This is a genomic window from Mycolicibacterium aubagnense, assembly GCF_010730955.1.
Classification (GTDB): domain Bacteria; phylum Actinomycetota; class Actinomycetes; order Mycobacteriales; family Mycobacteriaceae; genus Mycobacterium; species Mycobacterium aubagnense.
Map to the genome: position 1 here is coordinate 182,714 of NZ_AP022578.1, position 23,900 is coordinate 206,613.

The 23,900-nt window shown below is 64.8% G+C and carries 21 protein-coding genes and 4 pseudogenes; 14 read left to right on the plus strand and 11 right to left on the minus strand.

Features of this window, described 5'->3' with window-relative positions; translation table 11 throughout:
• Positions 1-2 precede the first annotated feature (2 nt).
• The 8 genes from G6N59_RS30070 to G6N59_RS30105 all read left to right on the plus strand — a co-directional run bounded on the left by G6N59_RS30070 (position 3) and on the right by G6N59_RS30105 (position 7,952).
• The gene (locus G6N59_RS30070) at positions 3-1,646 is read left to right on the plus strand and encodes a S8 family serine peptidase (RefSeq protein ID WP_407665924.1); all 1,644 of its coding nucleotides are present in this window, start codon (positions 3-5) and stop codon (positions 1,644-1,646) included.
• Positions 1,643-3,199, plus strand: coding sequence for a type VII secretion protein EccE (gene eccE, locus G6N59_RS30075; protein ID WP_163912273.1), 1,557 nt, complete (start codon positions 1,643-1,645; stop codon positions 3,197-3,199). The genes G6N59_RS30070 and eccE overlap by 4 nt, the downstream gene beginning before the upstream one ends.
• A gap of 24 nt (positions 3,200-3,223) precedes the next feature.
• A complete protein-coding gene (locus G6N59_RS30080) occupies positions 3,224-3,730 on the plus strand; it encodes a hypothetical protein (protein WP_138233407.1) in 507 nt (168 codons plus the stop codon).
• A gap of 125 nt (positions 3,731-3,855) precedes the next feature.
• Positions 3,856-4,710 (plus strand): DUF2637 domain-containing protein, encoded by an 855-nt coding sequence (locus G6N59_RS30085; RefSeq protein ID WP_138233408.1) that lies wholly within the window; start codon positions 3,856-3,858, stop codon positions 4,708-4,710.
• 23 nt (positions 4,711-4,733) lie between these two features.
• On the plus strand, positions 4,734-4,946 hold the full coding sequence (locus G6N59_RS30090) for a hypothetical protein (protein ID WP_138233409.1): 213 nt from the start codon (positions 4,734-4,736) through the stop codon (positions 4,944-4,946).
• Between the two features lie 66 nt (positions 4,947-5,012).
• On the plus strand, positions 5,013-6,434 hold the full coding sequence (locus G6N59_RS30095) for a type IV secretory system conjugative DNA transfer family protein (protein ID WP_138233410.1): 1,422 nt from the start codon (positions 5,013-5,015) through the stop codon (positions 6,432-6,434).
• Complete coding sequence (locus tag G6N59_RS30100) at positions 6,431-6,763, plus strand: hypothetical protein (protein ID WP_138233411.1); 333 nt, start codon at positions 6,431-6,433, stop codon at positions 6,761-6,763. The genes G6N59_RS30095 and G6N59_RS30100 overlap by 4 nt, the downstream gene beginning before the upstream one ends.
• Positions 6,741-7,952 (plus strand): DUF1173 family protein, encoded by a 1,212-nt coding sequence (locus tag G6N59_RS30105; RefSeq protein WP_138233412.1) that lies wholly within the window; start codon positions 6,741-6,743, stop codon positions 7,950-7,952. The genes G6N59_RS30100 and G6N59_RS30105 overlap by 23 nt, the downstream gene beginning before the upstream one ends.
• Before the next feature lie 171 nt (positions 7,953-8,123).
• Here the strand turns inward: G6N59_RS30105 and G6N59_RS30110 are convergent, their stop codons facing one another.
• The 5 genes and pseudogenes from G6N59_RS30110 to G6N59_RS32000 all read right to left on the minus strand — a co-directional run bounded on the left by G6N59_RS30110 (position 8,124) and on the right by G6N59_RS32000 (position 14,593).
• Entirely contained in the window at positions 8,124-11,183 is a 3,060-nt protein-coding gene (locus G6N59_RS30110; RefSeq protein WP_138233415.1) for an MMPL/RND family transporter, read from the minus strand.
• 14 nt (positions 11,184-11,197) lie between these two features.
• On the minus strand, positions 11,198-11,632 hold the full coding sequence (locus tag G6N59_RS30115; RefSeq protein WP_138233413.1) for a DUF6188 family protein: 435 nt from the start codon (positions 11,630-11,632) through the stop codon (positions 11,198-11,200).
• Positions 11,633-12,002: 370 nt separating this feature from the next.
• Positions 12,003-12,376 (minus strand): annotated as a pseudogene (locus tag G6N59_RS32060) (ATP-binding protein); the annotation flags it as partial.
• Between the two features lie 836 nt (positions 12,377-13,212).
• Positions 13,213-14,374, minus strand: a pseudogene (locus G6N59_RS30125) (IS3 family transposase).
• 51 nt (positions 14,375-14,425) lie between these two features.
• The gene (locus tag G6N59_RS32000) at positions 14,426-14,593 is read right to left on the minus strand and encodes a hypothetical protein (protein ID WP_163912276.1); all 168 of its coding nucleotides are present in this window, start codon (positions 14,591-14,593) and stop codon (positions 14,426-14,428) included.
• A 123-nt stretch (positions 14,594-14,716) separates the two neighbouring features.
• Here G6N59_RS32000 and G6N59_RS30135 point away from each other — a divergent pair, with 123 nt between their 5' ends.
• Positions 14,717-14,989: a hypothetical protein gene (locus tag G6N59_RS30135; RefSeq protein WP_138233530.1), complete on the plus strand. Its 273-nt coding sequence runs from the start codon at positions 14,717-14,719 to the stop codon at positions 14,987-14,989.
• A gap of 143 nt (positions 14,990-15,132) precedes the next feature.
• Here the strand turns inward: G6N59_RS30135 and G6N59_RS30140 are convergent, their stop codons facing one another.
• The 5 genes from G6N59_RS30140 to G6N59_RS30160 form a co-directional block, all read right to left on the minus strand.
• The gene (locus G6N59_RS30140) at positions 15,133-15,651 is read right to left on the minus strand and encodes a PaaI family thioesterase (protein WP_170313193.1); all 519 of its coding nucleotides are present in this window, start codon (positions 15,649-15,651) and stop codon (positions 15,133-15,135) included.
• 71 nt (positions 15,652-15,722) lie between these two features.
• A complete protein-coding gene (locus G6N59_RS30145) occupies positions 15,723-16,304 on the minus strand; it encodes a TetR/AcrR family transcriptional regulator (protein ID WP_179970406.1) in 582 nt (193 codons plus the stop codon).
• A gap of 92 nt (positions 16,305-16,396) precedes the next feature.
• On the minus strand, positions 16,397-17,311 hold the full coding sequence (locus G6N59_RS30150) for an alpha/beta fold hydrolase (protein WP_138233539.1): 915 nt from the start codon (positions 17,309-17,311) through the stop codon (positions 16,397-16,399).
• Positions 17,308-17,745, minus strand: a complete 438-nt coding sequence (locus G6N59_RS30155; RefSeq protein WP_074325748.1) for a PaaI family thioesterase — start codon at positions 17,743-17,745, stop codon at positions 17,308-17,310. The genes G6N59_RS30150 and G6N59_RS30155 overlap by 4 nt, the downstream gene beginning before the upstream one ends.
• A gap of 53 nt (positions 17,746-17,798) precedes the next feature.
• Complete coding sequence (locus G6N59_RS30160; RefSeq protein ID WP_234884497.1) at positions 17,799-18,323, minus strand: TetR/AcrR family transcriptional regulator; 525 nt, start codon at positions 18,321-18,323, stop codon at positions 17,799-17,801.
• Positions 18,324-18,532: 209 nt separating this feature from the next.
• Here G6N59_RS30160 and G6N59_RS30165 point away from each other — a divergent pair.
• The 4 genes and pseudogenes from G6N59_RS30165 to G6N59_RS30180 all read left to right on the plus strand — a co-directional run.
• Positions 18,533-19,354 (plus strand): annotated as a pseudogene (locus G6N59_RS30165) (acetyl-CoA acetyltransferase); the annotation flags it as partial.
• Positions 19,350-19,967 (plus strand): annotated as a pseudogene (locus G6N59_RS30170) (tyrosine-type recombinase/integrase); the annotation flags it as partial. The pseudogenes G6N59_RS30165 and G6N59_RS30170, both read left to right, overlap by 5 nt.
• Positions 19,964-20,356, plus strand: a complete 393-nt coding sequence (locus G6N59_RS30175) for a hypothetical protein (RefSeq protein ID WP_138233532.1) — start codon at positions 19,964-19,966, stop codon at positions 20,354-20,356. The pseudogene G6N59_RS30170 and the gene G6N59_RS30175, both read left to right, overlap by 4 nt.
• Positions 20,357-20,566: 210 nt before the next feature.
• Complete coding sequence (locus G6N59_RS30180) at positions 20,567-21,760, plus strand: cytochrome P450 (RefSeq protein WP_138233533.1); 1,194 nt, start codon at positions 20,567-20,569, stop codon at positions 21,758-21,760.
• Here the strand turns inward: G6N59_RS30180 and G6N59_RS30185 are convergent.
• Positions 21,741-22,457: a TetR/AcrR family transcriptional regulator gene (locus G6N59_RS30185; protein WP_138233534.1), complete on the minus strand. Its 717-nt coding sequence runs from the start codon at positions 22,455-22,457 to the stop codon at positions 21,741-21,743. The two genes, G6N59_RS30180 and G6N59_RS30185, sit on opposite strands and share 20 nt — an antisense overlap.
• 143 nt (positions 22,458-22,600) lie before the next feature.
• Between G6N59_RS30185 and G6N59_RS30190 the strand changes: the two genes are divergently transcribed.
• Positions 22,601-23,524, plus strand: coding sequence for a 3-hydroxyacyl-CoA dehydrogenase family protein (locus G6N59_RS30190; RefSeq protein WP_138233535.1), 924 nt, complete (start codon positions 22,601-22,603; stop codon positions 23,522-23,524).
• The last annotated feature ends 376 nt before the right edge of the window (positions 23,525-23,900 follow it).

Sequence of the window (23,900 nt, forward strand, 5' to 3'; positions counted from 1 at the left end):
CCATGGGGTCGATGGCAAGCCGTGGGCGCGCCGCGGCGGCCCTGGGTTCGGTGGCGGCATTGGTGGCGCTGTCGGCCGGAGTGGCCGGGGCGATCGATCCGCCGCTGATACCACCGGGTCCGCCGCCTGCCGACCCGGCGCCGGGTCCCGATAAGCCGATGCGCCAGATCGCACCGTGCACGTTGACCGGCGTCCTGCCGGGAAGTGATCTGCGCGAGTTGCCCCTGCCGCTGGAGCTGATGAATCTTCCTGCGGCGTGGGAAGTCTCAACCGGGGCCGGCGTCGTGGTCGGCGTGGTCGATACCGGGGTCAGCCCGCAGCCACGCCTCCCGCACCTAGTGGGTGCCGGCGACTACGTGATGGGCCAGTACGGCGACGGATTGTCCGATTGCGACGGGCATGGAACTGTCATCGCCAGCCTGATCGGCGCGGCACCCTCGGGTGCGCCCCTACCGATCCAGCCCCCCGGCGCGACCGTGGCGCCCGCACCACCGGGCGCGCCTGCGCCGCAGCCGATCCCGCCGCCGCCACCACCTCCGACGGTCACGGTGACCAAGACGACGGAGGCACCGCCGCCACCACCTCCACCGCCGCCCCCGCCGCCGCCGCCGCCTGGTGATGCTCCGGCGTGGGCTCCGCCCTCGGGCGCGGGCGTGCCGGTGCCGCTGGAGCCGCCGCCCACCGGCGGCCCTGACGGGCTGGTGGGCATCGCACCGGACGCGATGTTGTTGTCGGTCAGGCAAACGGCGCAAACCTTCGGGCTGGTGGACCCCGGCATGGAGGGTGACCCGCAGGACATTCGGCGGGCCGGGGATATCGACTCGCTGGCCAGTGCGGTCGTGCACCTGGCGAATATGGGCGCCAAGGTGATCAACATCAGCGTGGTGTCCTGCGTATCGGTAGACAAGCAGCAGGCCTGGGACCGTCTCGGTGAGGCACTGCGGTACGCAGCGGTCGACAAGGACGTCGTGATCGTCAGCGCTGCCGGTAACGCGCATAGCCAGGGCTGCAAGCAGAATCCGCCGCCGATCCCCGGCGACCGGACCGACCCGTTGGGGAAGAACTCGGTGGCCACGATCGTGGCCCCGGCCTTGTTCTCGGACTACGTGTTGTCGGTCGGGGCGACCGACAACGTCGGCGCACCGGCGGTCGAGGACGCCGCCTCGGTGCACGGCCCGTGGGTGGGGGTTGCGGCCCCCGGCTCCAACATTGTGGGCTTGTCGATGTCCGGACAGGTCATCAACGGCTCGGTGGACAACGACAAGTTGCACCCGATCGGCGGATCGAGTTTCTCGTCGGCGTTCGTGGCCGGCATCGCCGCGCTGGTGCGCGCCAAGTTTCCGAATTTGACTGCGCACCAGGTGATTCACCGGATCGAGGCCACCGCTCATCCGCCGGCCGCCGGCCGGGACACGGCGGTCGGATACGGCGTGGTCGACGCGTATTCAGCCTTGACGTGGGACGTGCCGCCGGGTGAGCTGCTTGCCCCTGGTGTTCAGCGCCAGCCTCTGCAGAAACCGCCGCCCCCGCCGGTGGTGGACCCGGCACCGCGCTTGGTGGCCATTGGTATCACTTCTGTTGCGGTGGTTGCCGTGTTGTCCGTCGCGGCCGCTCTGGCCGCCACTCGCCGAAGGAACGAATTGTGAAGCAACGTCCTGTTGATGTGCGGCTCGACAGTCGTACGGTCATCGCCGCAGAAATCGTCACCGGCGTCCTTGCACTGGGTTTGGCGGCCGTCCATACCCCATGGGTTGTGGCACTACCGGTGGGTGCGCTGGTCGCGCTGCTGACGGTGGTGCTCACCTATGCCGGTGCGCCGCTGTGGAAATGGGTCGCACGAGGCTGGGGATGGGTCCGCCACCGCGACCGCGAACCGGAGCTGCCTGAGCCTTTTGACGTCACTGTCGACGACGCTACCGCCGGGGTAGTGGTCGACGGCAACACGGTGTGCTTGATGATCGCGGTGTGGGGCCGCAAGCACATTCCCACACTCATCGGACCACAAGGCGCCGAGACACCGAATACGTTGCCGCTGACGGTGATTGCTGAAACGATGCGGGTACAGGGACTGCGGGTGGACGTCGATGTGATCGCCGAAGGGCAGCGCACATCGCGTGACAATTACTCGGACCTGTACCAGGTCAATATCGGTGGCAAGGCCGCAGTCGGGCAGCGAACAACGACGCTGCTGGTGCGATTCGACAGCCATGCCGCCGACACGGTCGGAGCGGTCACCTACCGTCGGGACAACGTCGACGCCGCCGCTGCCGCCGCGCAACGCATCACCCGCGCGTTGAACCAAGCGAACTGCCGGGCAAAGCTTTTGACGGCGCGCGAATACACCAAGGCGATGGTCGCTGGCCTGGGAGGCGATACCGGCACCACGACCTACCGGGACAACTGGTCGCATCTGCATCGCGGCGGCCGTGGCTATGTCACGTCCTATTTCTTCAGCGCCGAGGATCTGACCGCCGAAATGATCGACGACGTGTGGTCATATCCGACCGATCACACGGCACTGGTGCTCTCGCTGCGGACCGACGCCACCGGTCCGGTACGGATGTCGGGTCTGGTCCGGCTGACCACCGTGCAGCCGTTGCAGACACCCCCGGCTGCGGTGCTCAACCGGTGCACCGGCCGCCAATGGGATGCGCTGGTCACGGCGTTGCCATCAGCGTCGTCAATGGGTGGACTGCCCCGCATCCCGGTCACCGAAGAGCTGAATGCCGCAGTCAGCGTAGGCGCCTCCGGCGTGATGATCGGCAAGTGGCGTGACCAGCTGCTGCTGATGCCAATGTCAGACCCGGCGTCCACCACGACCGTGGCGCTGCGAACCGATGACGATCGCGCTGTGCGCAAGCTGATCCGCAGGGCGGCAACCAATGGGTATGCGGTCGCGGTGTATGACCCGGTGGGCCGGTGGTCCATGGCGGCAGGCTCGCCGCGCATCTGGTTCTCCCCGGACCCAGCGGCTATGCCTCCCTTCGCGGCGACCATGGTGGTGCACAGCGGGCAGCGTCCGCCGCAGCTGACCGCGAGGACTTCGGTCGCGGTCAATCCGCCCTACGCCTTAGATGACGCTGACGTTCAGGACATCGTGATCGAGCAGCAGCGGGACGTTATCACCCTGCGTACCAGTCGGTTTCGGACACAAATCTCGGACGTCACCTTCCGCAACGAAGAAACCTACCTGCGTTAAGCGGCCGACAGGAGACCATGTGCCATGGTAGGCGGCCACAGCGATCACATCAGGCTCGCAGCGGTCGGGCTTCGCCATGCGGCCGAATCGATCAGGACAGCCCTTACCGGGTGGCCTGCGCATGGTTTCCGCGCAACCGGCCTCGCATTGTGCGCCGAACTATATGCCTGCGCCGGACGGGTCGAATCACACCTCCGTGATATCGCGGCGACCGAGGCTTGCCATGTCTCGCTGATCGAGTCAATCACGGTGGCAGGTGAGCCGCGGCGCGAAAACGGTTCCAGCACAGAGACTCTGGTTGCTTCCCTTGATATCGGCACCTACGTTCTCGCGGTCAATGCTCCACGCAGGCAGCGAGTCGCCCTTCTTGAACAGGCTGTGGGCATAGTCGAAACGATTACAGCCGGACTTGACCCGGATGACGGCCCTGGACTCCCGTACTCGGTCGTTGAAGGGTTCGGGCTGGAGCGGCTGCGCGAACAAATCAACGACTTCGCAAAGGTCGTTGCCGACTCGGCGGAAGGCGACTGACGCGCTGGTTGACCTGTTCGCGCGAGTGGCGATTCGCGGGATTACCTAAATCATCGTTCCGGATCTACCCGACTGGGTGGAACAGCACGGGTCCATAGGTTCCGCTGGCGAATGTGGGTGCGTTGATGGACCCAGTCGAGTTTGGCCGCCATTATGATGCGGTGGGCACTGAAAGTTCTTTGCGCAGTGATGATCTGACTGAGGCTCGCCGAACGTATCGCCGGGCGGTGCGGTTCCATTGGGCCGTGGTGATTGTGGCGACCAGTTTCTCGATAGCTGGCAATGCCGCTGAAAAGTGGGCGCATCCAGCATCGGCGTCTCCGCTATTGGCCGCGCTGGTCGCGGCGACGGCGCCGGTGGTCTTGCTGGCCTCGTCAGAAGGTATGGCCCTGATGATCAAAGCGCGGCGGCGGCCGTCGCGCATGGCGTGGTTCAATCTCGCGCTAACCGGATTTCTCGCCTTGGCCGCGTTCCGCATGTCGTTTGATTCGCTGCGGGACTTGGGGATTCAGTGCGGCATGCCGGCGAGCCTGGCGTGGTTGCTGCCGGTGGTCATTGATGTTCCGATCGTGCAGGCAACGTGCAACCTTGACGAGCTGCACCGCATCATTCGACCGACCCTGTACCCGAACGGATGGGCGCAGGCCGCTGAGGTGGTCGATGTCGCGACAGTAGATGAGCCTGCGGAGCTGGTGTCTGAACCTGTTCAGGAGGAGCTGATCGGCACCGAGTTGGAAGTGGGCCCACGAGAGTTGCACTCGGCGGTTCAGCCCGTCGAGACCGATCGACGCCATGAAGCGGCCGCGCACGCCGTTGCGGACTCCCGGCATACTAAGCAGGCGCCGGAGGTGATTGCCGCAGTGCTGCAAAAGCATGCTGCGGGAATGAAAGTCGGAAGGATTAGCGACGAGCTCGATCTGCATCACACCACGGTCCGGCGAATCGTGAACGCCAAGCAGACGGTTGCCGCCACCGCCTAACCTCTTTTGATCGAAGGAGCACCATGTCCACCGTCGAGACACTCGTATCGGTGCACCCGATGGCGTTGATGCTCGGTCTCGTTGGTGTGATGGCCGGGGCCGCGGTAGTCGCGTTCGTACACGCCGTTGTCCGCCGCATCCGCTGGCTGGTCAGGACTGCGTTGGTGGTGGGGCTTGGTAGCGGCGGTGTCGGCGGCGCGGCAGCAGCCGTGCAACACGTCATGCACTTGCACTGAGGTATCCGGCGCGAATCTGGCTGCGTTGCTGGATTTTTAGTCTGCGGTGGGCAGACCATCATGGCCATGACGTACACCGAGCCCTACACGCCGTACGCCGGATTGATCTACAACGAGGCCAACCAGCCGGTCAAGGCTCCCAGCGCGCCACATGTGTTGCTGTCGGCGCCGACCCGTACGGGTAAGACTCGCCGAATCCTGGCGCCAGCGGCGGTCATGCACCCCGGGCCTGCGGTCTTGTGTTCCAGCAAGCCCGACCTCGCGAAACTCGTTCTGCAGCGCCGCTGCGCCGGCGTGACGGGGGTCATTGACCTGCGCCCGGAGCAGACGCGCGTATGGCCTCAGGACGTGCGCCGCTGGGTGACCGACCCAACGAAGTCGATCACCGACGCCGATGAGGCACTCACCGTTGCGGAAGTCATGCTGGCGACCTCGGGGGTTGGGTTCGGTGGCGCGGCCAGCGGCAGCACGGTCGCCGCTGGCGGACTGTGGGAGTCGCAGGCCTCACGCCCACTGGCGTGCCTGCTGTATGCGGCCAGCCCGCTGGGCAACGGACAGGGAATGCCCTGGGTACTGCAAGCCGTCGAAGATTTCGGCACAGACAACGAATCCGAGCAAGAAGACGGCGGCGGCGCAGGAGAGATCGGCCGGCCGTCCTGGCTGACCGCCTACGCACTGTGCCCAGTCCCCGAGCTCGCCCAACCCCTGTACGGAGTGCTGGTCCTGGACGGCCGTCTCCGCGACAGCGTCAAAATCACCGTCACGAAGGCCGTCACGCCCTGGGTCCGGCTCGGTCTGAGCGCCCGCAAGAACGCAGCCAAGCTCGACGCGGTCGACCGTCTGAGCATCGATTCGTTCGACGTGAAGTTCCTCGACGAGCCCGACGCCACCTTGTTTGTGATCGCACCCAACACCGGCACTGTGGCGGGCGTCGCGGTGGCGCTGATTGACTCGATCATCCGTCACTTCCGCGACAAAGAGGCCAACGACGAACTTCATCATCGCCTGCTGCTCGAACTAGACGAGGTGTGCAACTCATGCCCGCTGCCCGAACTGCTGACCTACGTCGGTGAGAGCGCCGGGCTGGGGGTCAACCTTATGGCCACCGTGCAGTCTTCGGAACATTTCAAGGTCGTCTACGGGGCGAATTACGCTGATGCGCTGAGGGATATGTTTCCCGCAACGCTGATCATGTACGGCTCGCACGAACGGCATCTGCTCGAACAAGCCTCCCACTGGCTGGGGGAGACCACGCGCCGCACCGAGAGCTACGGGCCGCAGACCGGCCACCGAAACCTGTCGTCGAACTTCGGCCAGATGATCGGCTGGCAGGAACTGCTGCCGCAGTCGCGCGAGGAAGCGCAACTGTTGCAACGCGGTACAGCAGGCACGCGGGTGCTGATTCCCGAATGGACTGAGTGGCTTCAGATCTACGACGAGGCACTACAGCGGCGACTGGAGCGCAGGCAGGCTGGGGCGTGGTCATGACCGACACCACTGACGCAGATGGCGTTGCACCGGCATCGAACGCGATGGGTGGAATACCCCACGGCGACGTGTCGTGGAACGACTTTGGCGCAAGCTCCTGCCTGTGCTCGGCCACCGACACCGGTTCCAGCGAGCACGAAATACATTGCCCCGAATCGGTTTCCGAGCCCGAACTGTCCGGACGGGGCGCCGACGTCTGGTGTGCCGAATGCGGCCGGTACTGCGGCGGCGGCGATACACCCATCCCGCAGTTCTACGTGTGCGCGCAGTGCAGCAACGATCGCCCGCGCGGGAAGGACGTCGGCGATGGCGATACCCACTGCGTTTGAGGTCGATGACGAGCTGATCGACGATGTGCACGCCCCGGCGGCGCAACAGTTGCTCAGCCAAGCGAAAACTCGGCGGCTCCGGCCGCTGTGCTTGTGCAGCTCGCCGGGAGTGCCTATGTACATTGCCGCCGCCGGCGGCGAACTGATCATCAAGCGAATGCCCGGAACCGCGGCTGCCCATCATCACCGGTGCCGCTCATGGCTACCGCCCGATGAGCTGTCCGGTTACGGCGCTGTCGCCGAACAGTCCATTGTCGACAACCCGGCCGACGGCACAACGGCATTGCGCCTTGGCTTTTCGCTGTCGAAGTCAGGAAACCGCGCTGCCCCGGAGCCTGGTGGTACGCCGGCGAACACGGTGCAAGCCGATGGAAACAAGCTGTCGCTGCGGGCGGTGTTGCACTATCTGTGGGATGAGGCGGAGCTGACCAGTTGGCATCCCGGTTTCGCCGGGCACCGGTCGTGGGGCGTGGTCTACCGGCGTCTCCGCTCGGCCGTGGACGGCAAACTGGTCCGCAAGACTCCGCTTGAGCCAGCACTGTTTGTGCCCGAACCGTTCTCAGCGGACCGCAAGAGCGAACTCGAGCAGCGCCGGATGCGGGCGTGGGCAACTGCCCGCCGTCAGCCGGGGAAGTCGACCAAGCTGCTGATCGGGGTCGGCGAGGTCAAGGCCATAGAGCCGGCCGGACATGGCTTCAAAATGCAGGTACGACACCTGCCCGGGCATCCGTGGTATCTGGAGGAAGACCTCTACCGCAAGCTCTCCAAACGGTTCGCCGTCGAACTTGAGCACTGGCAGCTGGCCGAAGCCGGTGACGTGCGGTTGATCGCGATCACCACGTTTTCTGTCTCGCTGGCGGGCTACGCCAACGTCGAGCAACTGTCGCTCATGACGACCGATCGCAACTCGCTGCCTTTCACCGGCGACGCCGATCGAACTCTGTTGAGCACGGCCGTCGATCAGGAACGCATGTTCCGGAAAGTGTTGGCCTACAACAGTAGTGCTACGGCGATGGCCTCCATGGATTTCACCGACACCAGCCCTGCGGTGGCCGCCTTCATCGACCGCCCAGCGGGTGACACTGATGACGATGCGTCAATCGCCGGGATGCCAGTGTGGACTTGGCGAACTGACGAGGACATGCCGGACTTACCGTCGCCTGAAACCGAATATTCGGCCCCGTTGTAGCCCTCACACCCTAGGGCTAGGTCGCGCCACGCTCGAAGATGCTGGCGGTGAGCGCCGCGGCTGCGGCGGCAGCAATCTCGACGCCGCGCTCGTTATCTGTAGGACCGGCGTGGTGTATCCGACTGTTTTCCACGATGGTCGTTGGTGGCCGGTGGGTTGTGGGGGACGGTGTTATCTGTAGGGCTGTGTCTTGTGATCAGCGGCGTCGCGCGGTGCGTTTGGCCACCAGCTGGCTTCGCGTAGGAGTGTGGCGATGGCGGGGACGGTGAGGGTGCGTACGAGGAAGGTGTCCAGGAGCAGTCCGCAGCCGACGATGAGGCCGATTTGGATCATGATGGCGATGGAGCCGGCCATGAGACCGAACATGCTGGCGGCGAAGATCAGTCCGGCTGAGGTGATGACTGAGCCGGTGGAGGCGACGGTGCGCAGGACGCCTACCCGGATGTTGCGGCCGGATTCTTCCCGGAGGCGCGAGACGAGCAGCATGTTGTAGTCGGCGCCGACAGCGACGAGGATGATGAGGGCGATAAGTGGTACGGGCCAAGCGATTTGGTGTCCGAGTCCCCATTGGAACACCAGGACACCGATGCCCATCGAGGCCAGGTAGTTCAGTATCACGGTGCCCAGCAGGTACAGGGGCGCTAGCACGGCGCGCAGCAGCACGATCAGGATCAGTCCGACGATGAGCAGGGTGGCCACGGCCAGCAGGGTGAAGTCCGACCACAGGAGTCGTTGGATGTCGGTGTTGACGGCGGGAAAGCCGGCGACGGAGGCGGTGGCGTTGGCCAGTGCGGTGTTGGGCCGGGCGGCGTCGGCGACATCGACGATCTGCCGCGCCAGGTGGGTGGCGTCGCCGCTGTAGGGGTCGAAGTTCGATTCGATGGCAAAGCGTGCAGTCTTGCCATCGGGTGAGAGGAAAAGTTTGGCGACATCGGTGAATTGGCGATTGTCGAAGGCGTTGGCCGGCAGGTAGAAGCCGCTGGCGGAGTCTGAGCTGGCGCTGGCGCGCGCGGAGTTCTGTAGCTGGGTGGCGATTTGGCTCATCCCGGAGAGCATTTGGATGTTGCTGTCGGCGAGGGTGTGCACGCCGGTGGCCAGTGCTTGTGCACCGGAGGCGAGTTGGCTGATGCCGTCTTGTAGCCGGCGGATGTTGGCGGCCATGTCGGCGGGGTTGCCGAGGGCGCCGAAGGCCTTGTCCATGGAGCCGATGGCGGTCTGGATGTTGGTGAGGGTTCCGGTGACGGTGGCGTTGGTCGCGGGGTTGTAGCGGTCGCCGATGTTGGCGACCTGGTCGAAGAAGCCGTTGTTGCGCAAGGTGACCAGGACTTGGACTTGGTCGCGGATTTGGGCGCATTGCGGGGTGGTGGCGCACCAGGGCGAGGTGTTCAGCGCCCCGACGAGCGGGTCGACGGTGGCGATGGCGTTTTGGGCTTGTTCGGCCAGGGGGCGGATTCCGGGGCCGGTTTGGATGGCGTGGTCGATGCTGGGGCCAGTGGCTGAAAGTTGTTGCAGCAGAGGCCGTAACTGGTTGATGCTCGTGTTGGCCGATTGGGCTTGGCCCAGGACTGCGGTCAGTGGCGTGAGGGCGCCGCGTACGGCGGTGTCGAGTTTGGCTAGCCCGCCGGCGAGTTGGTCGGCGCCGCTGGTGAGCTTGGCCAGGTCGTCTTTTCGTGCGTTGCCGTCGGCGGCGGCGCTAGCCATCTTGTCGCCGATCTGGCCGTTCTGCCAGGACAGCTGGGCTTGTTCGAGTCGTGCGCCGGCGGGTCGGGTGACGCCGGAAACTTTGGTGACGCCGGGGATTTGGGCGATACGGGAGGCCATCTGGTCGAGGTCGGCCAGGGCCTTGCCGGTCCGCATGTCGGTGGGGCTTTCCACCACTAGGAATTCGCTGAAGATGATGTCTTTGCGGAAGTGCCGGTCGAGTAGCCGGTAACCCTGGTTGCTGTCGGTGGTCGCCGGTTGGCCTGTGCGGTCGTCGTAGCTGATCGTGATGGTGGTGGCCGCCGCCGACAGGGCGATCAGGATGATCAGGCTGATCGCGAGCAGCGGTGCCGGTCGGCGCACCACGGCGACCGCGACGCTGTTCCAGTAGCGCCGGGTCCGGTCGGGTTTGGGGTCGCCGATGCCGCGCCGGGCGGCCAACGTCAGCACCGGCGGCAGCAGCGTGACGGTGGCCAGGAACCCGATGAACACTGCCAGCGCGCAGGCGGGGCCGAGTGCGGCGAACACGTTGAGTTTGGCGAAAACCATGGACAGAAATGCGAACGCGACGGTGGCGGCGGAGGCGAGAATGACCCGGCCGATGCTGGCGGTGGCGTAGATGGCGGCCTGCTCGGCGGGCACACCGGCGCGGCGCTGTTCGTGGAAGCGGCTGATCAGAAAGACCGTGTAGTCGGTGCCGGCGCCGAGCAGGATCGCGCCCATGAACCCGATGGTGAATTCGGACACCGGCATGCCGGCCACGCCGAGCGCCGAGAGCACCCCGCGGCCGACGGCCAGGCTCAACGCGATGACCAGCAGCGGCAGCAGTGCGGTGAACACCGAGCGGTAGACGATCATCAGGATCAGCGCGATCAGGGCGGCGGTGGCGATCGAAATGAACAGCAGGGAATGTTCCATGCTGGCGATCTGATCGGCGAACGTTGCCGCCGGGCCGGTGACCTCCACCGTCGTTGGGGAGCCGGCGAAGACCTCGGCGGCGATCGCGCGGACGGCGGTGACCGATTCGGCGGCGGCCGGATCGCCGAGAGTGCCGGCAACCCCGACGGGCAGATACCAGGCCTTGCGGTCTGCGCTGATAGCCCCGGTCTTGGTGACCGGGTCAGCCAGCAGGTCCTGGACGAACAGAACGTGGGTGGTGTCGGCGCGCAGCCGCGCCACGAGCCGCTCGTAATGCTGGCGTGCGGCCGGTGTCAGACCGGCGGGGTCTTCCATGGCAACGACCAGCATGGTCCGCGAGCCTTGCTCGCTGAACGCTGCGCTCATCCGGTCGACGGTTTGCAGCGACGGGGCGTCACGGGGCACCAAGTCGACCGACTGCTGGCGCACCACGGTCTCCAGTTGCGGGAACAGCAGGGCCAGCACGACCGCGGTACCGATCCAGACGGCGAAGATCAGGGCCTTGTGATGCACGGCGAACGCGCCCAACCGCGCCAGCTGCGGGCTGTATTCACCTGCGGTTGCCGGCCTATCGCGGCGGCGCTGACCGGACGTGGCCGTCCCGGCGATCATCGAATCGGTGTCCGTCACGGTGTGGCAGGGGCCATCTCGGCGTTCGTGCCCTCATCGCTGCGGTCGTAGCGCACCGTGTTGACCCGGCCACCGGGCAGGCACGCCATGTAGCCGTGGCGCTTGCCGTACAGCTCCCAGGTGCAGGCGTGCGGATCGGGACTGACCTCGATGACATGTCCGCGCGAGAACCTCAGGTGCAGTGCGCCGTCCGCCGCGCACCACGCTTCGGTGCACACCGAACCGGCCAGGTCCAGCAGCGGTCGGTGGTGGGCGGCGACGTCACCGGGGTCGATGACCACATCTTCGGCCGGAAAGTCGCCGGTCGCGGGCAGCGTGAGCTGTAATGGGCGGGAGATGACCAGCTCGTTGTAGTCGGCAAGGTCCAAGACCAGGCCGTCGTGTAGTGCCATCCGTTGCACGGTGCAGTGCTCAATCCAGAGAGTGACCATGGCTACCTCCTGTGACACGTCCTCGGGCCGTACCAGAAGCGTACGGCAGGTAGCGCTACGCTACCATCAGTCCCATTTATTGTCGGTGGCGACAATGAATGCGCGGGGCAAGCGAAGCGGGCGTGGGTATTTGTACTCGCCGTTCGTGCACCGCCCCGCTTTGCTTCGGCCGAGGCTGGTGCCTCGCCCTGATCGACCCCCTGCCTATCGCCGGCGTGTTCCCTATGTCAGCCTGAGCGTGAGCGGAGGTTTGTTCCGATCTTCGTGGAATTGAGGTGGCGGTCCCTCGCCTGAGGCCTGCCTGATGGTAGGTCTTCGTGTGAACTGCCAAGTTGTCGACGACGGTGGAAATTGACCCCGTAGTGCCTGGCTATTTGTTGGTTCTGACCAGTTCTCGGCGTGTTTTGGTTCGGTAGGAGTCGCCGTTCATGGTGATCGCTTTGGCGTAGCGAACCAGGCGGTCGATCAAGGGCGGCGGCACCAATCTCGTCGGCGAAGACTTCACCCCAGCGGCCGAACGGTATGTTCGAGGTAATCAGGATCGGTCCTTGTTCGTAGCGGCTGGCGATCAGCTGGAAGAACAGGTTGGCGGTGTCCGAATCGGAAGGCAGGTAGCCATTTCGCCAAGGATCAGCAGCCGGTAGCGGCCTAGCCGATTGAGTTCTTAGGGAGCTGGCCACCGTTGTGGGCGTCGGTGAGCCGGGCAGCCCAGCCGATGGTGGTGTCAAAGAGCGCCTTGTGGGCCGGCCTTTTCCGCCGATCGCTGATTCACGTCCAACACCAGTTTGGCGGTCACCGCAGCGATCCGGCCTCGCAGCTGCCACATCCCGGCCAAGATGTCTTCGCTTTGGCGTGAGGGATCATCAGCGCGGCCCGGAATCGTGAGTAGGCCAATGCCATCACCACCACCGGCAAGATCGCTAACTGATTGCGGCCCAGGGGGATACGGTAGTCCGGGAGCTGCAGATCTTCCTATCCAGAGGACCGGGTTCAAAATTCACCAGAATGTTCCAGTCGAAGCCGGCCACTTTCTCATGCTCACATGGGAGGACGATATGGAAGTACACGCCCTCAAACGCGTGGTTGGACGATCTCAGCGATGCGGTCTGGGCGGGTTGCGCGCGGATGTGGCGGTACGACCGGATGGCCGCGATGTGCGATCCCGGCAGCGGTCGGTGACCGCGTTCGTTCGCCGAGGTGGCCAAGCATTGCGGAGTGGCTGTGGGGATCTGCCCACCGCGGCGGGCCACCGTAGAGGCGTGGTGGAGAAGGCCAATCACACTGCGGCGCAAAGCTGGTGACGCACCCTGGCCAATGAAGCCACCCCAGCGCACACCCAGGTGAACGTGGATGGCTTCGCCGCACTGCATGGCGAAACTCGGCTGCTTGGCCGCCGCCGACGGACGGTCATCGGTTGCCATGACCGCCAAAAGCGAGCCATTGCAACCACTTCCGTCCGTGCCGTATCCGGTGAGCGTCTCGCAGACCCCGCACCACATCACGGCAGGCGATGGTGGTGTCCTACCGCGTAACCGCTACTCTGTGCACGGGTCTGCTGCACGATCAGGTGACAGTTTCGGTCACGCGGCCTGACTGGCCGGTGTGGTCATGATTGCTTCGAATTCGATCGGGGTCAACCGCCCGAGGCCGGACTGGCGGCGGCGCCGGTGGTAGGTGCGCTCGATCCAGGTGACGATCGCGATACGGAGTTGTTCTCGGGTGTCCCAGCGGCGGCGGTCGAGCACGTTCTTCTGCAGCAGGCTAAAGAAGCTCTCCATGGCGGCGTTGTCGCCGGCGGCTCCGACACGGCCCATAGAGCCGACCATCTCGTGTTGATTCAAGGCGTGTACGAATTTCCTTGACCGGAACTGAGATCCGCGATCCGAGTGCAGAATGCACCCGCGACATCTCCGCGTCGGGCTACCGCGCTGTGTAGTGCCCGGATGGCCAGTTGTGACTTCATTCGGGAGTCGATGCTGTAGCCGACGATCCGGTTGGAGAACACGTCCTTAATCGCACAGAGGTAGAGCTTGCCCTCACCGGTGCGGTGCTCAGTGATGTCACTGAGCCACAACTGATTTGGCCCTTCAGCGGTGAAGTCACGCTCGACAAGATCGTCGTGCACCGGCGGCCCGACTTTGCCGTTCTTGCCGCGTTTCTTACCAAACACGCTCCACAGTCGATTCTGCGAGCAGATCCGCCATGCGGTGCGCTCGGCCATCGGCTCGCCGGCATCGCGCGCCTCCTCCACGAGGTAGCGGTAGCCGAACTCCGGATCGTCTGCGTGCGCGTCGAACAGCGCATTGGCGCGGTAGGCCTCGATGAGTTCGGCCTCGGTGATGGGGTCGGCCAGCCAGCGGTAATACGGTTGGCGGGAGAGCTTGAGTACCCGGCACGTCACCGCGACGGGGATCCCGTCGGCGGCGAGCTCTTTCACGAGCGGGTAGACCCTTTTCCCGGCAGATTGGCCTGCGATAAATACGCTGCGGCCCGACGCAGCACCTCGTTCTCTTGCTCTAGCAGTTTGATCCGCCGTCGGGCTTCGCGCAGCTCACCGGACTCGCTGGCGCTCTTGCCGGGCTTGGTGCCTTCGTCGATGTCGGCCTGACGGAGCCATTTCTGCAGCGTCATCGGGTGCACTCCGAAATCGGTGGCGATCTGCTCGATCGTTACACCGTCATCGCGGTTGCGAGCGACCCGGACGACGTCGTCGCGGAACTCGCGGGGGTAGGGCCTTGCCATGGGGACATCCTTCCAGCCCGCCCATGCTGGGCAAGCCAACTCAGATGTCACCTATTCGTGCAGCAGACCCCACCCCGGGAGTTGGCCACCGTCCACGTCGCGGTTAGCCATCCCCTCGGTGGCCAGTTCTGCGGTATCGCCACCGCGGGCGGCATCGTGGTGGCCCGGCACCGGTTGGCCGCGGATGAGCTCGGCGCCATGGCGCGTGACGGTGAGCATGTCATCGCCCTGCGCACCGCCGCAACGAACGCATCCCACCGAGCCAAATTGGACTACACCAACGCTAAATGCATTGCTACACAGCGCAATACATGACTCGAATCCCGATCCGAGAAGGACACCGTGACCATCGACACCAACCAATTGCACTCCATTAGCGACCTGCTGGACGTCACCGACGGATCCCTGCGCAGCGGCACCATCGCCACCCGCCTCGCTGACTACATGCACACCACCTGCACCGACCGACCCCGCCTACTGCGCGGTGCCAGCTACGCTACCGGCCTGATCAGGCTCAACACCCACAACCTGCCTAGCGACCAGCGAAAACCGCTACAGCGACCGAGTCACCCCGACCGGCCACTAACCAAATGCCGAGGTCGGATCCACCGTTAATCGGACACTCCCGAGGGCAGGCATTGGGTCCGGTTGTCCGAGTTCGCCGATGAGTGCAGGGCGTCCGTTGGCCGCTGCGGCCGTCAAGGCCATTGGTGGTCGGGTGACACGGTCGAAGTCTGTAACGCCTTCGAGGTTGGTATTCAGCTTCTTTCCTCGCGGGGTGACCGCAGAATGCTGGGGATATCAGATGCCTTCTGTATGGCGGTAGTGAAGTGTCCCAGCGTGACGACGACGAATAACCCTGACGCTGACGCGGCAAGCTTACCGGTGGTTTCCTCACGCAATTCTGTCCGGACTGCGAGTCTCCGGCCAACCCGGGACGCGAGCTCCGCACTGACCTCGTAGGGCGCTCCCAGCAACACCGGCGCGAAGAACTCGGTGTCGAGCTTGCGGGTGACCGCCATCTCACCGACGACGTAGAGCAGCATGCCCACCATGTCGTCGAGCACAGTGATGACTGCGCCGCCATGTGCGATCCCCGGTGCGCCGCGATGTCGGCCGTCGAAGGTATGTCTGGCCACCACCCCGTCGCCACGCCGACGCGCTCGCAGGCGATGCCCGTGCGGATTGTCTGTGCCGCAACCAAGGCACCACGGATGGTGCGCATCGAGGTAGTCGCCGTCGGCGGCAACAGCACGGTTCTGAAATGAATGCCACACTTTCCTTATCCCGACACCCCGACAAACAGTCCATTGTCAGTGGATCGAGGCTAAGACCGCTCAAGTCACAGCTACCTATAGCCAACGCCGAGGTAGCGGAGCGCCACCCGCGAGATCCGCGCACCCGTGGTGGCGATGTCCGCGGAGGGAAGGACGACGTGACTCACGGTGAGCCGCACCAGAACGTCTGCGACCTCCTCGACGTCTTCGGAGTCGAGATCGGCGAAGTGGTCGTGAAACCACGCGACCAAAGCCGCGGAGGAGAGCTGGAGCAGGGACGCCGATGTCGGCAGGAGAGGAAGAACGCCCGTCGTCGTCGGCGCACCGGCGCGATCATCCCCTGAGTGGTTGGACGTCAGCACCGACTTCAGGAGCGGACTGGCTTCTGCTTCACGCAGGGTGAACCGCACCGCTGCGGTGATGCCGCCCTGAACGTCGCCGGTGTGTTCGGCGAGGATGGCGTGGATACCCTCCAGGAAGCGCTGACCCTCGGCCACCACGAGCGCGTCACCAAGTCCCTGCTTATCGCCGAACTCCTTGTATAGCGTCGGTCGGGAGACGCCGACAAGTTCGGCGACCTCACTCACTCGGACTTGTTCCCAGCCCTTCTCAATGGTGAGTTCCCGTGTCGCCCTCAAGACCTGCTCGCGGATATGTCGGCGAAACGACATCCGCGCCGAATCAGTTGGCATACGAGCAGAATAGGTGGCGAACTGGGATCTCCCGCGCAGCCCGACGACTGGCGTCAAACGGTACGGTCGAGAAAGTCGACGACCGCCGTCGAGAATGCGTCGTTGTTGTCGCCAGCAACCATGTGGCCCGCGCCCGACACGTCGACGGTTTGCGCGTGGGGAACCAAGGTGAGGAAATCTTTCACTGTCTCTTCGGAGACTATGTCCGACAGCAGGCCGCGGACCAGCAGCGCCGGCGCGGACACCTGCCGTGCGCCATCGACAAGGAATGCGCTCATCATCTCGAACTCCTCTGCGCCGTCGTCTGAATCACTCTGCAGGAAATGAAAATTCGACGTCGCAAACGCCGGATCCCATCGCCAGGCCCAGCGACCGTCTCCACGTCGGCGGAGGACTTTTTGAAGGCCGTCGACGTTTTCGGGGCGAGGGCGGTGCGGGTTGTAGGCGGCGATCACGTCAGCGGCCGACTCTAGGCTGTCGAAACCTTCGGGATGGGCCGACATGAACGATAGGACTCGGCGGGCGCCGTGCATCTGCATTCGCGGAGTGATGTCAACCAGGACGACGGCCTGCCATAGCTCCGACGGGGCGAGCAAGTGCGTGCCGAGGATGGTCAAACCGCCCAAGGATGCCCCGATCGCGGCAACTGGGCGGGCGGAGCCGGCGTACGCGCGCACGGCCAACAGGTCGGACCCCAGCCGTTCGATGTCATAGCGTCCGTCCGGATCCCAGTCGCTGTCACCATGTCCCCTTGCGTCGTAGGCGGCAACGGTGTAGCCCCGCTGATGCAATCGTTGGGCGGTGACATCCCAGGCGTGCCGGCTCTGACCACCGCCGTGAAGGAGCAACACGACCGCCCGCGGTCCGTCACAGCGGTAGAAGTCGACCGCCAGCGAGAGCCCATCCACCGTGGGCACGCGCTCGACGACAGGAGCGGACGAATCATGTGCTCTGTTTGCAGAGTTCAAGAGATGGCCTTCGGTGCGACGACGGTGACGGTGCCCTGCGCCGCACACACCGCTCTGCCGTCGTTGCAGATGTCGATACGTGCCACACCGCTGGTTCTGCCCAGCGAGATGATCTCAGCCGTGGCTACACAGGTTCCGCTGGAGACTGGACGAAGCAAATTCAGTTTGAACTCCGTCGTCGCGACCCAGGATCCCATCGGAATCACGGGATAAAACACCACTCCAAGGCAATGGTCGACCATGGCCGACAAGCAGCCGCCATGCAAGTTGCCGAAAGGCGTCTTCAGGTCGTCGCGTGCGTCCATCTCCGCGACGAGCCGTCCAGCAGTGAATTCAGTGTGCCGGAAGCCGAGGTAACCGGCCAACCCGCCCGTGGTTTCTGCTGCGCTCTGCAGTTGTTCAGCGACCTGCTGGTTGAACGTGGTGAACTGCACAGACATGTCCGGCCTCCTACCTCAGCTGTGGTTGAGACATTACGCCTTGTCTGTCACATCGGTCGACAATGGTCGCTCACCAGGATTGCGGGAAGGAGGAACCTTGAAAGAAATGTCCTGAGCCCGTCACGACTGCGCTCCCGCGGTCCTCGAACAGTCAGCAGGCTCAGTATCGTGCGGAGAACCCACTCGGCGGCGTCGTCGACGGAGACGCCCGGTTCTACGTAACTCCAGTGTCTCCTGAAGATGGGACGGAGAAACTCGGTGACGAGTTCGAAGAGTGACGTCGAGGTCCCCGCCGCGAGGCCAACGCCGGCGAGTTCCTCGTCGCTGCCGAACAACAATCCGATGATCTCTTCGCGGCGCGCGGCCTCAACTGTGTATTCCACGAAATCGACGAGAGCGGAGCCCAGATCGGTGTGCTCCGCGATCCGGGGGGTGATGCGATCGAGATAGCGCTCGGCGGCGCGAATGATGACGCCCGACATCACCGCCTCCCGATTGGGGAAGTAGCGATACACCGTTGCCCTGGAGACACCCGCTGTTCTGCCGATGTCCTCCATGGTCGTGCCTACCACGCCGCAACTCTCAAGGCACCGCTCGGCAGCATCTAGCAATCGGTCGCGAGCGGAACCACGATCTGACGGCGCTTCGGCACCCCATCGCACCAACTTCGTCGACACAACAGCCAGTATGCCGCGGGCGCACACCATTGTGGCTTGACTGCAGATATGACACCATCGCATTCGTGTCTCACAACAGCCTGTGGCCCTGAGCGAGTGATCGATTGTCGGTAGATGCGCATACCCCGGTGGTTGGTCGGCGTAGGCGAAGTCACCCATCGCGGGAACGACGTTGTGGACCCGATCGACTTGGCAGTGGAGGCCGCGCGGTCAACGACACCGGTCGCGCGGTCGAACGGCACATCGACACGGTCGCGGCTCCCGGCATCCTGGTCATATCGCGGGACAATCCCGCCAGCAGGATCGCCGAAGCGATACGCATCAGTCCCGCCCGCCGCATCAGCTGTCCAGTCGGCGGAAACACCCCGCAGTATCTCGTCGAGGTGTTGGATGGAGAAATAGCCGAGGGCCGCGCAGACGTTGTCCTGGTCGTCGGCGCGGCGAGCGGGCATTCCGCGCGCAAGCTCCAGGGTGAGACACTTCTCAACTGCCCAGCCCCGCCCCGCTCCGGCGACGAATCCCTTGGGGACGCCCGCCCCGGGCTGAGTCAAGCCGAGATGTCGGTAGGTCTAAGTTGGCCGCACGAGGTGTATCCCATCTTCGAGTCCGCGATCGCCGCACGCCAGGGCCATGATTTCGATGCGCAAAGGGAGCGGCTGGGAACGCTGATGGCACCGTTCACAGCCGAGGCGGCGCGCCATCCCGAGCAGGCTTGGTTCCCGCGCACACGAAGTGCCGCCGAACTCAGCGAAGTAACGGCGGAAAACCGCATGGTGTACTTGCCTTATCCCAAGCTGCTCAACAGCAACATGTCCGTCGACATGGCTGCCGCGTTTATCGTTGTGGCGGCCGAGATGGCAGACGAATTGGGCGTCTCGCGCGATCGTTGGGTCTTTCCCTGGTCAGCGGCAACCTGCAACGACGTGTGCCACCGAGCTACTCAACGATGGTGTCCCGATCCACGTCGTGCAACGCTATCTCGGGCACAAGAGCCCGGAGATGACCATGGGGTACGCGGCCACACTGTCGGCGACCGCCGAGACCGAGTTCCTCAGACACAAGAAGATCGGGGCGCACGGCACCGAGATCGCGATCAGCCCCATCGACATGTACCTGATGACCCAGCTGGGATCACGCACCGACCGGGTGCTGCCCAACGGGGTGTGCCTGCTACCCCCGCTGAAAACCTGCGACAAGGGCAACGCCTGCCTGTCCTGCGGGCATTTCGCTACCGACGCAACGCATCTCGATGAATTGCGTGAGCAGCAGGGGCGAACCCAAGTCCTGCTCGATGCCCGCCGCAGCCAGCATTTGGCCCGCACCGGCCGCGAACTGACCGACGACAACGTCTGGGTGCACGAACGTCTACGTGAACTGTCCTCACTGGCCGCCATCATCGACCGCATCAGCACCGAACACGCGGTGAACGCCGCGATCGCCGGGGCCGGCACCGCCCACCGGATACCGCTGACGCCGGTGGCCACCCGCGGCGCCCACGATTCGGCACTACGCAAAGCCGATCCGGCCGGTTCCTCGTGAGCGCCACCGAAGCCTCCAAACAGGCACTGTGCCGCCATGCCCGCCAACGCAGCGACAACGTCCGCAAAAGGATCGACAAGGCCCTTACCGACCTCCGCCGCTCCGGCGCGACCATCAACATCGCTGCGGTGGCCAAACGCGCAGGGGTCACCCGCAAAGCGGTGTACGCCCACGAGGACCTACTGACCCGCATCCGAACCCACACCCGACTTGCGACCGCACCCACGGCCAGTTCCCCCACCGGGCAGACCACCAACACCATCATCGACGCGCTGCGACGGCAGCTGGCAGCCAAAGAACGAGAAATCACCACCTTGCGCGGCCAACTTCGCCAGCGGGACAACACTATTGCGGTCCTGCACGGCAAGCTGGAGCAAACCCAACCGTAGAACGACCACCCTGCACGCTGCGAGCGTGTGGCGATACTGACGCAGGCGCCACGCTCGACGACAGCATCGGCGCTACGCCGTGGTTGGTCGGCCGGGTCACCACCGAGGACTCCTTGCACTGCGGATCGCGGCAGAAACCCACCTGTTGACGCGTCAGTCAATTAGTCTGGTTCTCGATTCTATTGCTCTACTTTGGCGGCGGGAGCGGATATGACGACAGCGCAGCTTCGCTACGACCCGTTCGATCCGGTGATCCAGGACGACCCGTATCCGGTGTATCGGATGTTGCGCGACGACGCGCCGGTGTTCTGGGCATCGATGTCGAACACCTGGGTGCTCAGCCGCCACGAGGATGTGACTGGCGCCTTGCTCGATCACCAGCGGTATTCCTCGATCAATGGTGTGTTTCCGACGCCGCCGGACGTCCCGTTCCTGGAGTCGTTTCTGCCGATGATGATCATGATGGATCCGCCGCGGCACGATGCGCTGCGCGGTTTGGTGAGCAAGGCATTCACGCCTCGGCGGATAGCCGCTCTGGAGGCGAGCATCGACGCGCTGGCGGTGTCTTTGGCCCAGGGATTGGTCAGCAATGCCGGTCGTGGGGATTTCATTGAGGATTTTGCCGGGGTCCTTCCGGCGATGGTGATTGCCGACCTGTTGGGTGTGCCGCGACAGGATCGTCAGCAGTTCCGGCAGTGGTCGAGCACGCTGATCCAGTCCAACCCGGCGCGCGGCGAGGTGGCTGACGGTTTGGCGGCCGCAGCGGCGGTGTACGGGTATTTCGCTGATTTCCTGGCCGAGCGGCGCCGGGCGCCGCGCGATGACCTGATGTCGGCGCTGGTGGCCGCAGAAATCGACGGTCAGCGCCTCCGCGACGACGAACTGCTCGGGTTTTGTCTGCTGTTGCTGATCGCCGGCCATGAGACCACGACTAACTTGTTGGGCAATGCCGCGGTGGTGCTGGCCGCGGATCAGCGCAGCCGCCGTCGGCTGGCCGCCGATCCGGCGCTCATCGCGCCGGCGGTCGAGGAGCTGTTGCGCTATGACTCACCGGTGCAAGGACTTTCACGGGTGCTGACCACCGATGCGACCCTGCATGCGACAACGATGTCGCGCGGCGACTCGGTGCTGTTGCTGTTCGGTTCGGCCAATCGCGACGAACGGGCCTTCACTGACCCGGACATCTTCGACATCGGCCGCAAGCCTGAACATCAGGTGGCTTTCGGTCGGGGTATCCACTTCTGCCTGGGGGCCGCGCTTGCGCGTATGGAGGCTCGAATTGCCTTGCGCGCGTTGCTGTCACGGTTGCCGGAGTGGTCCGTTGATCACGCTGAGGCGGTGCGTCTTCAGTCGGGGCCGATTCGCGGTTATCTGTCGCTGCCGATCAGCTGGCCGGTGAGCTAGCCACCGCAGAACGCGGCCCCGGAGCGCGGCGCGTTACCGGTTGCGGCTCGGTGGGGGTGATGGCGTCCTGGCGCCGGTGAGCAGCGAGGAAGTCATCGACAATCTGCGCGCAGTCATCGTGGGTCATGGTCCGCATGCCGCTCATTCGGGCGAATGCGAGCGGCCCGACGAGTTGGCAGATCGCCAGCTTGAGGTCGAAATCGTCCAGCTCGGCTCGCGCTTGGGCGTTCGTGAGCAGTGCGTCGAACGGTTGCGTGTACTGGTCGATGACGCGTGCCCGCAGTGCCCCCGAGGCGAGGTCATCACCGGGTTCGTCAGTGGGTGTGGTGGGGCCCAAGGCGAGCCAGGCCAGCACGGTGACGTGCAGTGGCGCATCGTCGAAGAGCGCGGCCTGGCGGCCAAGTAGTTCGATCAGTTGATCGCGCAAGGTGCCCACCCCCTGGGTGGGCGCTACGACGTGCGGCAATAGCCGCTCGAAGGTCGCGGCCAGCAGATGGGTCGAGCTGGTGAAATGGCGGTAGAGGGTGGTGCGGGCCACCTTGGAGGCTTTGGTCACCGCGTCGATGGTGACCGCCTGGATGCCGCCGTCACGCAGCAGTGCCGCTGCGGCGTCCAGCAGACGGTTGCGTGACTGGATGCGACGGGGATCGATATCGTCGCCGTCCTCGTAGTGGGCAAATACCCCTTGCTTGCTCACGCTCGCTCACCTCGCCGTCCGCAAACTTTCTGGCCCTTGCCGCTCGCCACCCCGTCGATTAGGGTACGACCGGTAGTGCATCGATACTACGCGTCCCACCAGTGGCGGCGATGTGTGATCGATCAGCGAGAACGGCGCAGTGGATGACTTCCTCGCAGGTGGTGGCTGTGGTCGATGACGGCACCGTGGGTGCCGACCTCGCCGGCGAGTTCGCGGCGGCCGGTTTTCAGGTCATCCGGGCGCCCGCGCGATTGACCACCCCGGCGGGTGGCCCGCAGCGGCGCGCCGTTCGATCCCCAAAGGCGAGCTCGCCGCCAGTGCAGGGCAGCCCCACGGCGGGCTGGGCCCGGATCGAGTGCATCGCCTCGTTGCAGGCTCTGCCGCCGAACACGGCGCTGGTGGTCGATGCCGCGGCGGGGACCTTGAACGCCAAGATCGCTACCCTGCGCGCGATCGAGGCCAACATCGACGCAACGGCTGTGATTGCCACCGCTGTCACCGACCATTCGATCGGCGAGATGGCCACGCTGCTGGCGCATCCGGGGCGGCTGGTCGGAGTCCGATTCTTCAGTCCGATTGCCAGTTCGAGCGTTGTCGAGGTCGTCCGCGGGCCGGACACCACGAACGCAACGATGCACGCTGTTGCGGGCTATCTGCGGGCGATCGACAAGGCCGGCGTCGTGGTCAAAGACATGCCGGGGTTCATCACCGGCCGGATCGGCGTGGCGCTGAGCTTGGAGGCAATCCGCTTACTCGAAGACGACGTGGCTGACGCGGAGTCCATCGATCGCATCATGCGTGATGGCTTCCACTACCCGTGGGGTCCGCTGACATCGACCGACTTGGTGGGCCTTGACGTTCGCCTTGCGATGGCCGATCACCTCCATAGCGCCTACGGGGAACGATTCCGCCCGCCGGCGCTGTTGCGTGAGAAGGTCGCCCGCGGCGAACTGGGCCGCAGCACTGGGCAAGGTTTCTTCACCTGGGATGGGGACATCGCGGCAGCGCCATCGTGCAGCGCCCACCCCGTGGTACCGGCTCCGACTGACATCACACGAGGGGCCTAACCACCAGCATCGGTGGGCGGCTTTGCCCAGCACTCACCTGATCGCGAGCCGTCAACCACCTCGCCGCAGCGGCCCTATTCTGCCGCGCGATCAAACCGTTATCGCTACACTCGGTAGTGTAGCGATACTCCACGTAGTCCATGCCTGAGCTCAGCTTCCGGGACGCCGGCTCGACGAGCTGGTGCATTGCGACTCGCCGGCGCCACCGCGTGGGACTTTCGCGAGTGTTGACCACGGAGGCGAGAATGCGCAGCACTGCGACACCGGATGGCGGCTCGATAGTGGAGCTGTCCAATTCCCGCCGCTGCCGTCGGCGGGTGTTGCTCGGCCGCGGCGTCGCCGACATCGACCGGCGACGCGGCCTGGGTCCCGATGC

Coding starts and splice junctions, on each gene's coding strand:
- G6N59_RS30070 (WP_407665924.1), top strand. CDS start 3: ATGGGGTCGATGGCAAGCCGTGGGCGCGCCGCGGCGGCCCTGGGTTCG.
- G6N59_RS30080 (WP_138233407.1), top strand. CDS start 3,224: ATGGTAGGCGGCCACAGCGATCACATCAGGCTCGCAGCGGTCGGGCTT.
- G6N59_RS30085 (WP_138233408.1), top strand. CDS start 3,856: ATGGACCCAGTCGAGTTTGGCCGCCATTATGATGCGGTGGGCACTGAA.
- G6N59_RS30090 (WP_138233409.1), top strand. CDS start 4,734: ATGTCCACCGTCGAGACACTCGTATCGGTGCACCCGATGGCGTTGATG.
- G6N59_RS30095 (WP_138233410.1), top strand. CDS start 5,013: ATGACGTACACCGAGCCCTACACGCCGTACGCCGGATTGATCTACAAC.
- G6N59_RS30100 (WP_138233411.1), top strand. CDS start 6,431: ATGACCGACACCACTGACGCAGATGGCGTTGCACCGGCATCGAACGCG.
- G6N59_RS30105 (WP_138233412.1), top strand. CDS start 6,741: ATGGCGATACCCACTGCGTTTGAGGTCGATGACGAGCTGATCGACGAT.
- G6N59_RS30110 (WP_138233415.1), bottom strand. CDS start 11,183: ATGATCGCCGGGACGGCCACGTCCGGTCAGCGCCGCCGCGATAGGCCG.
- G6N59_RS30115 (WP_138233413.1), bottom strand. CDS start 11,632: ATGGTCACTCTCTGGATTGAGCACTGCACCGTGCAACGGATGGCACTA.
- G6N59_RS32000 (WP_163912276.1), bottom strand. CDS start 14,593: ATGCTCACCGTCACGCGCCATGGCGCCGAGCTCATCCGCGGCCAACCG.
- G6N59_RS30180 (WP_138233533.1), top strand. CDS start 20,567: ATGACGACAGCGCAGCTTCGCTACGACCCGTTCGATCCGGTGATCCAG.
- G6N59_RS30190 (WP_138233535.1), top strand. CDS start 22,601: ATGACTTCCTCGCAGGTGGTGGCTGTGGTCGATGACGGCACCGTGGGT.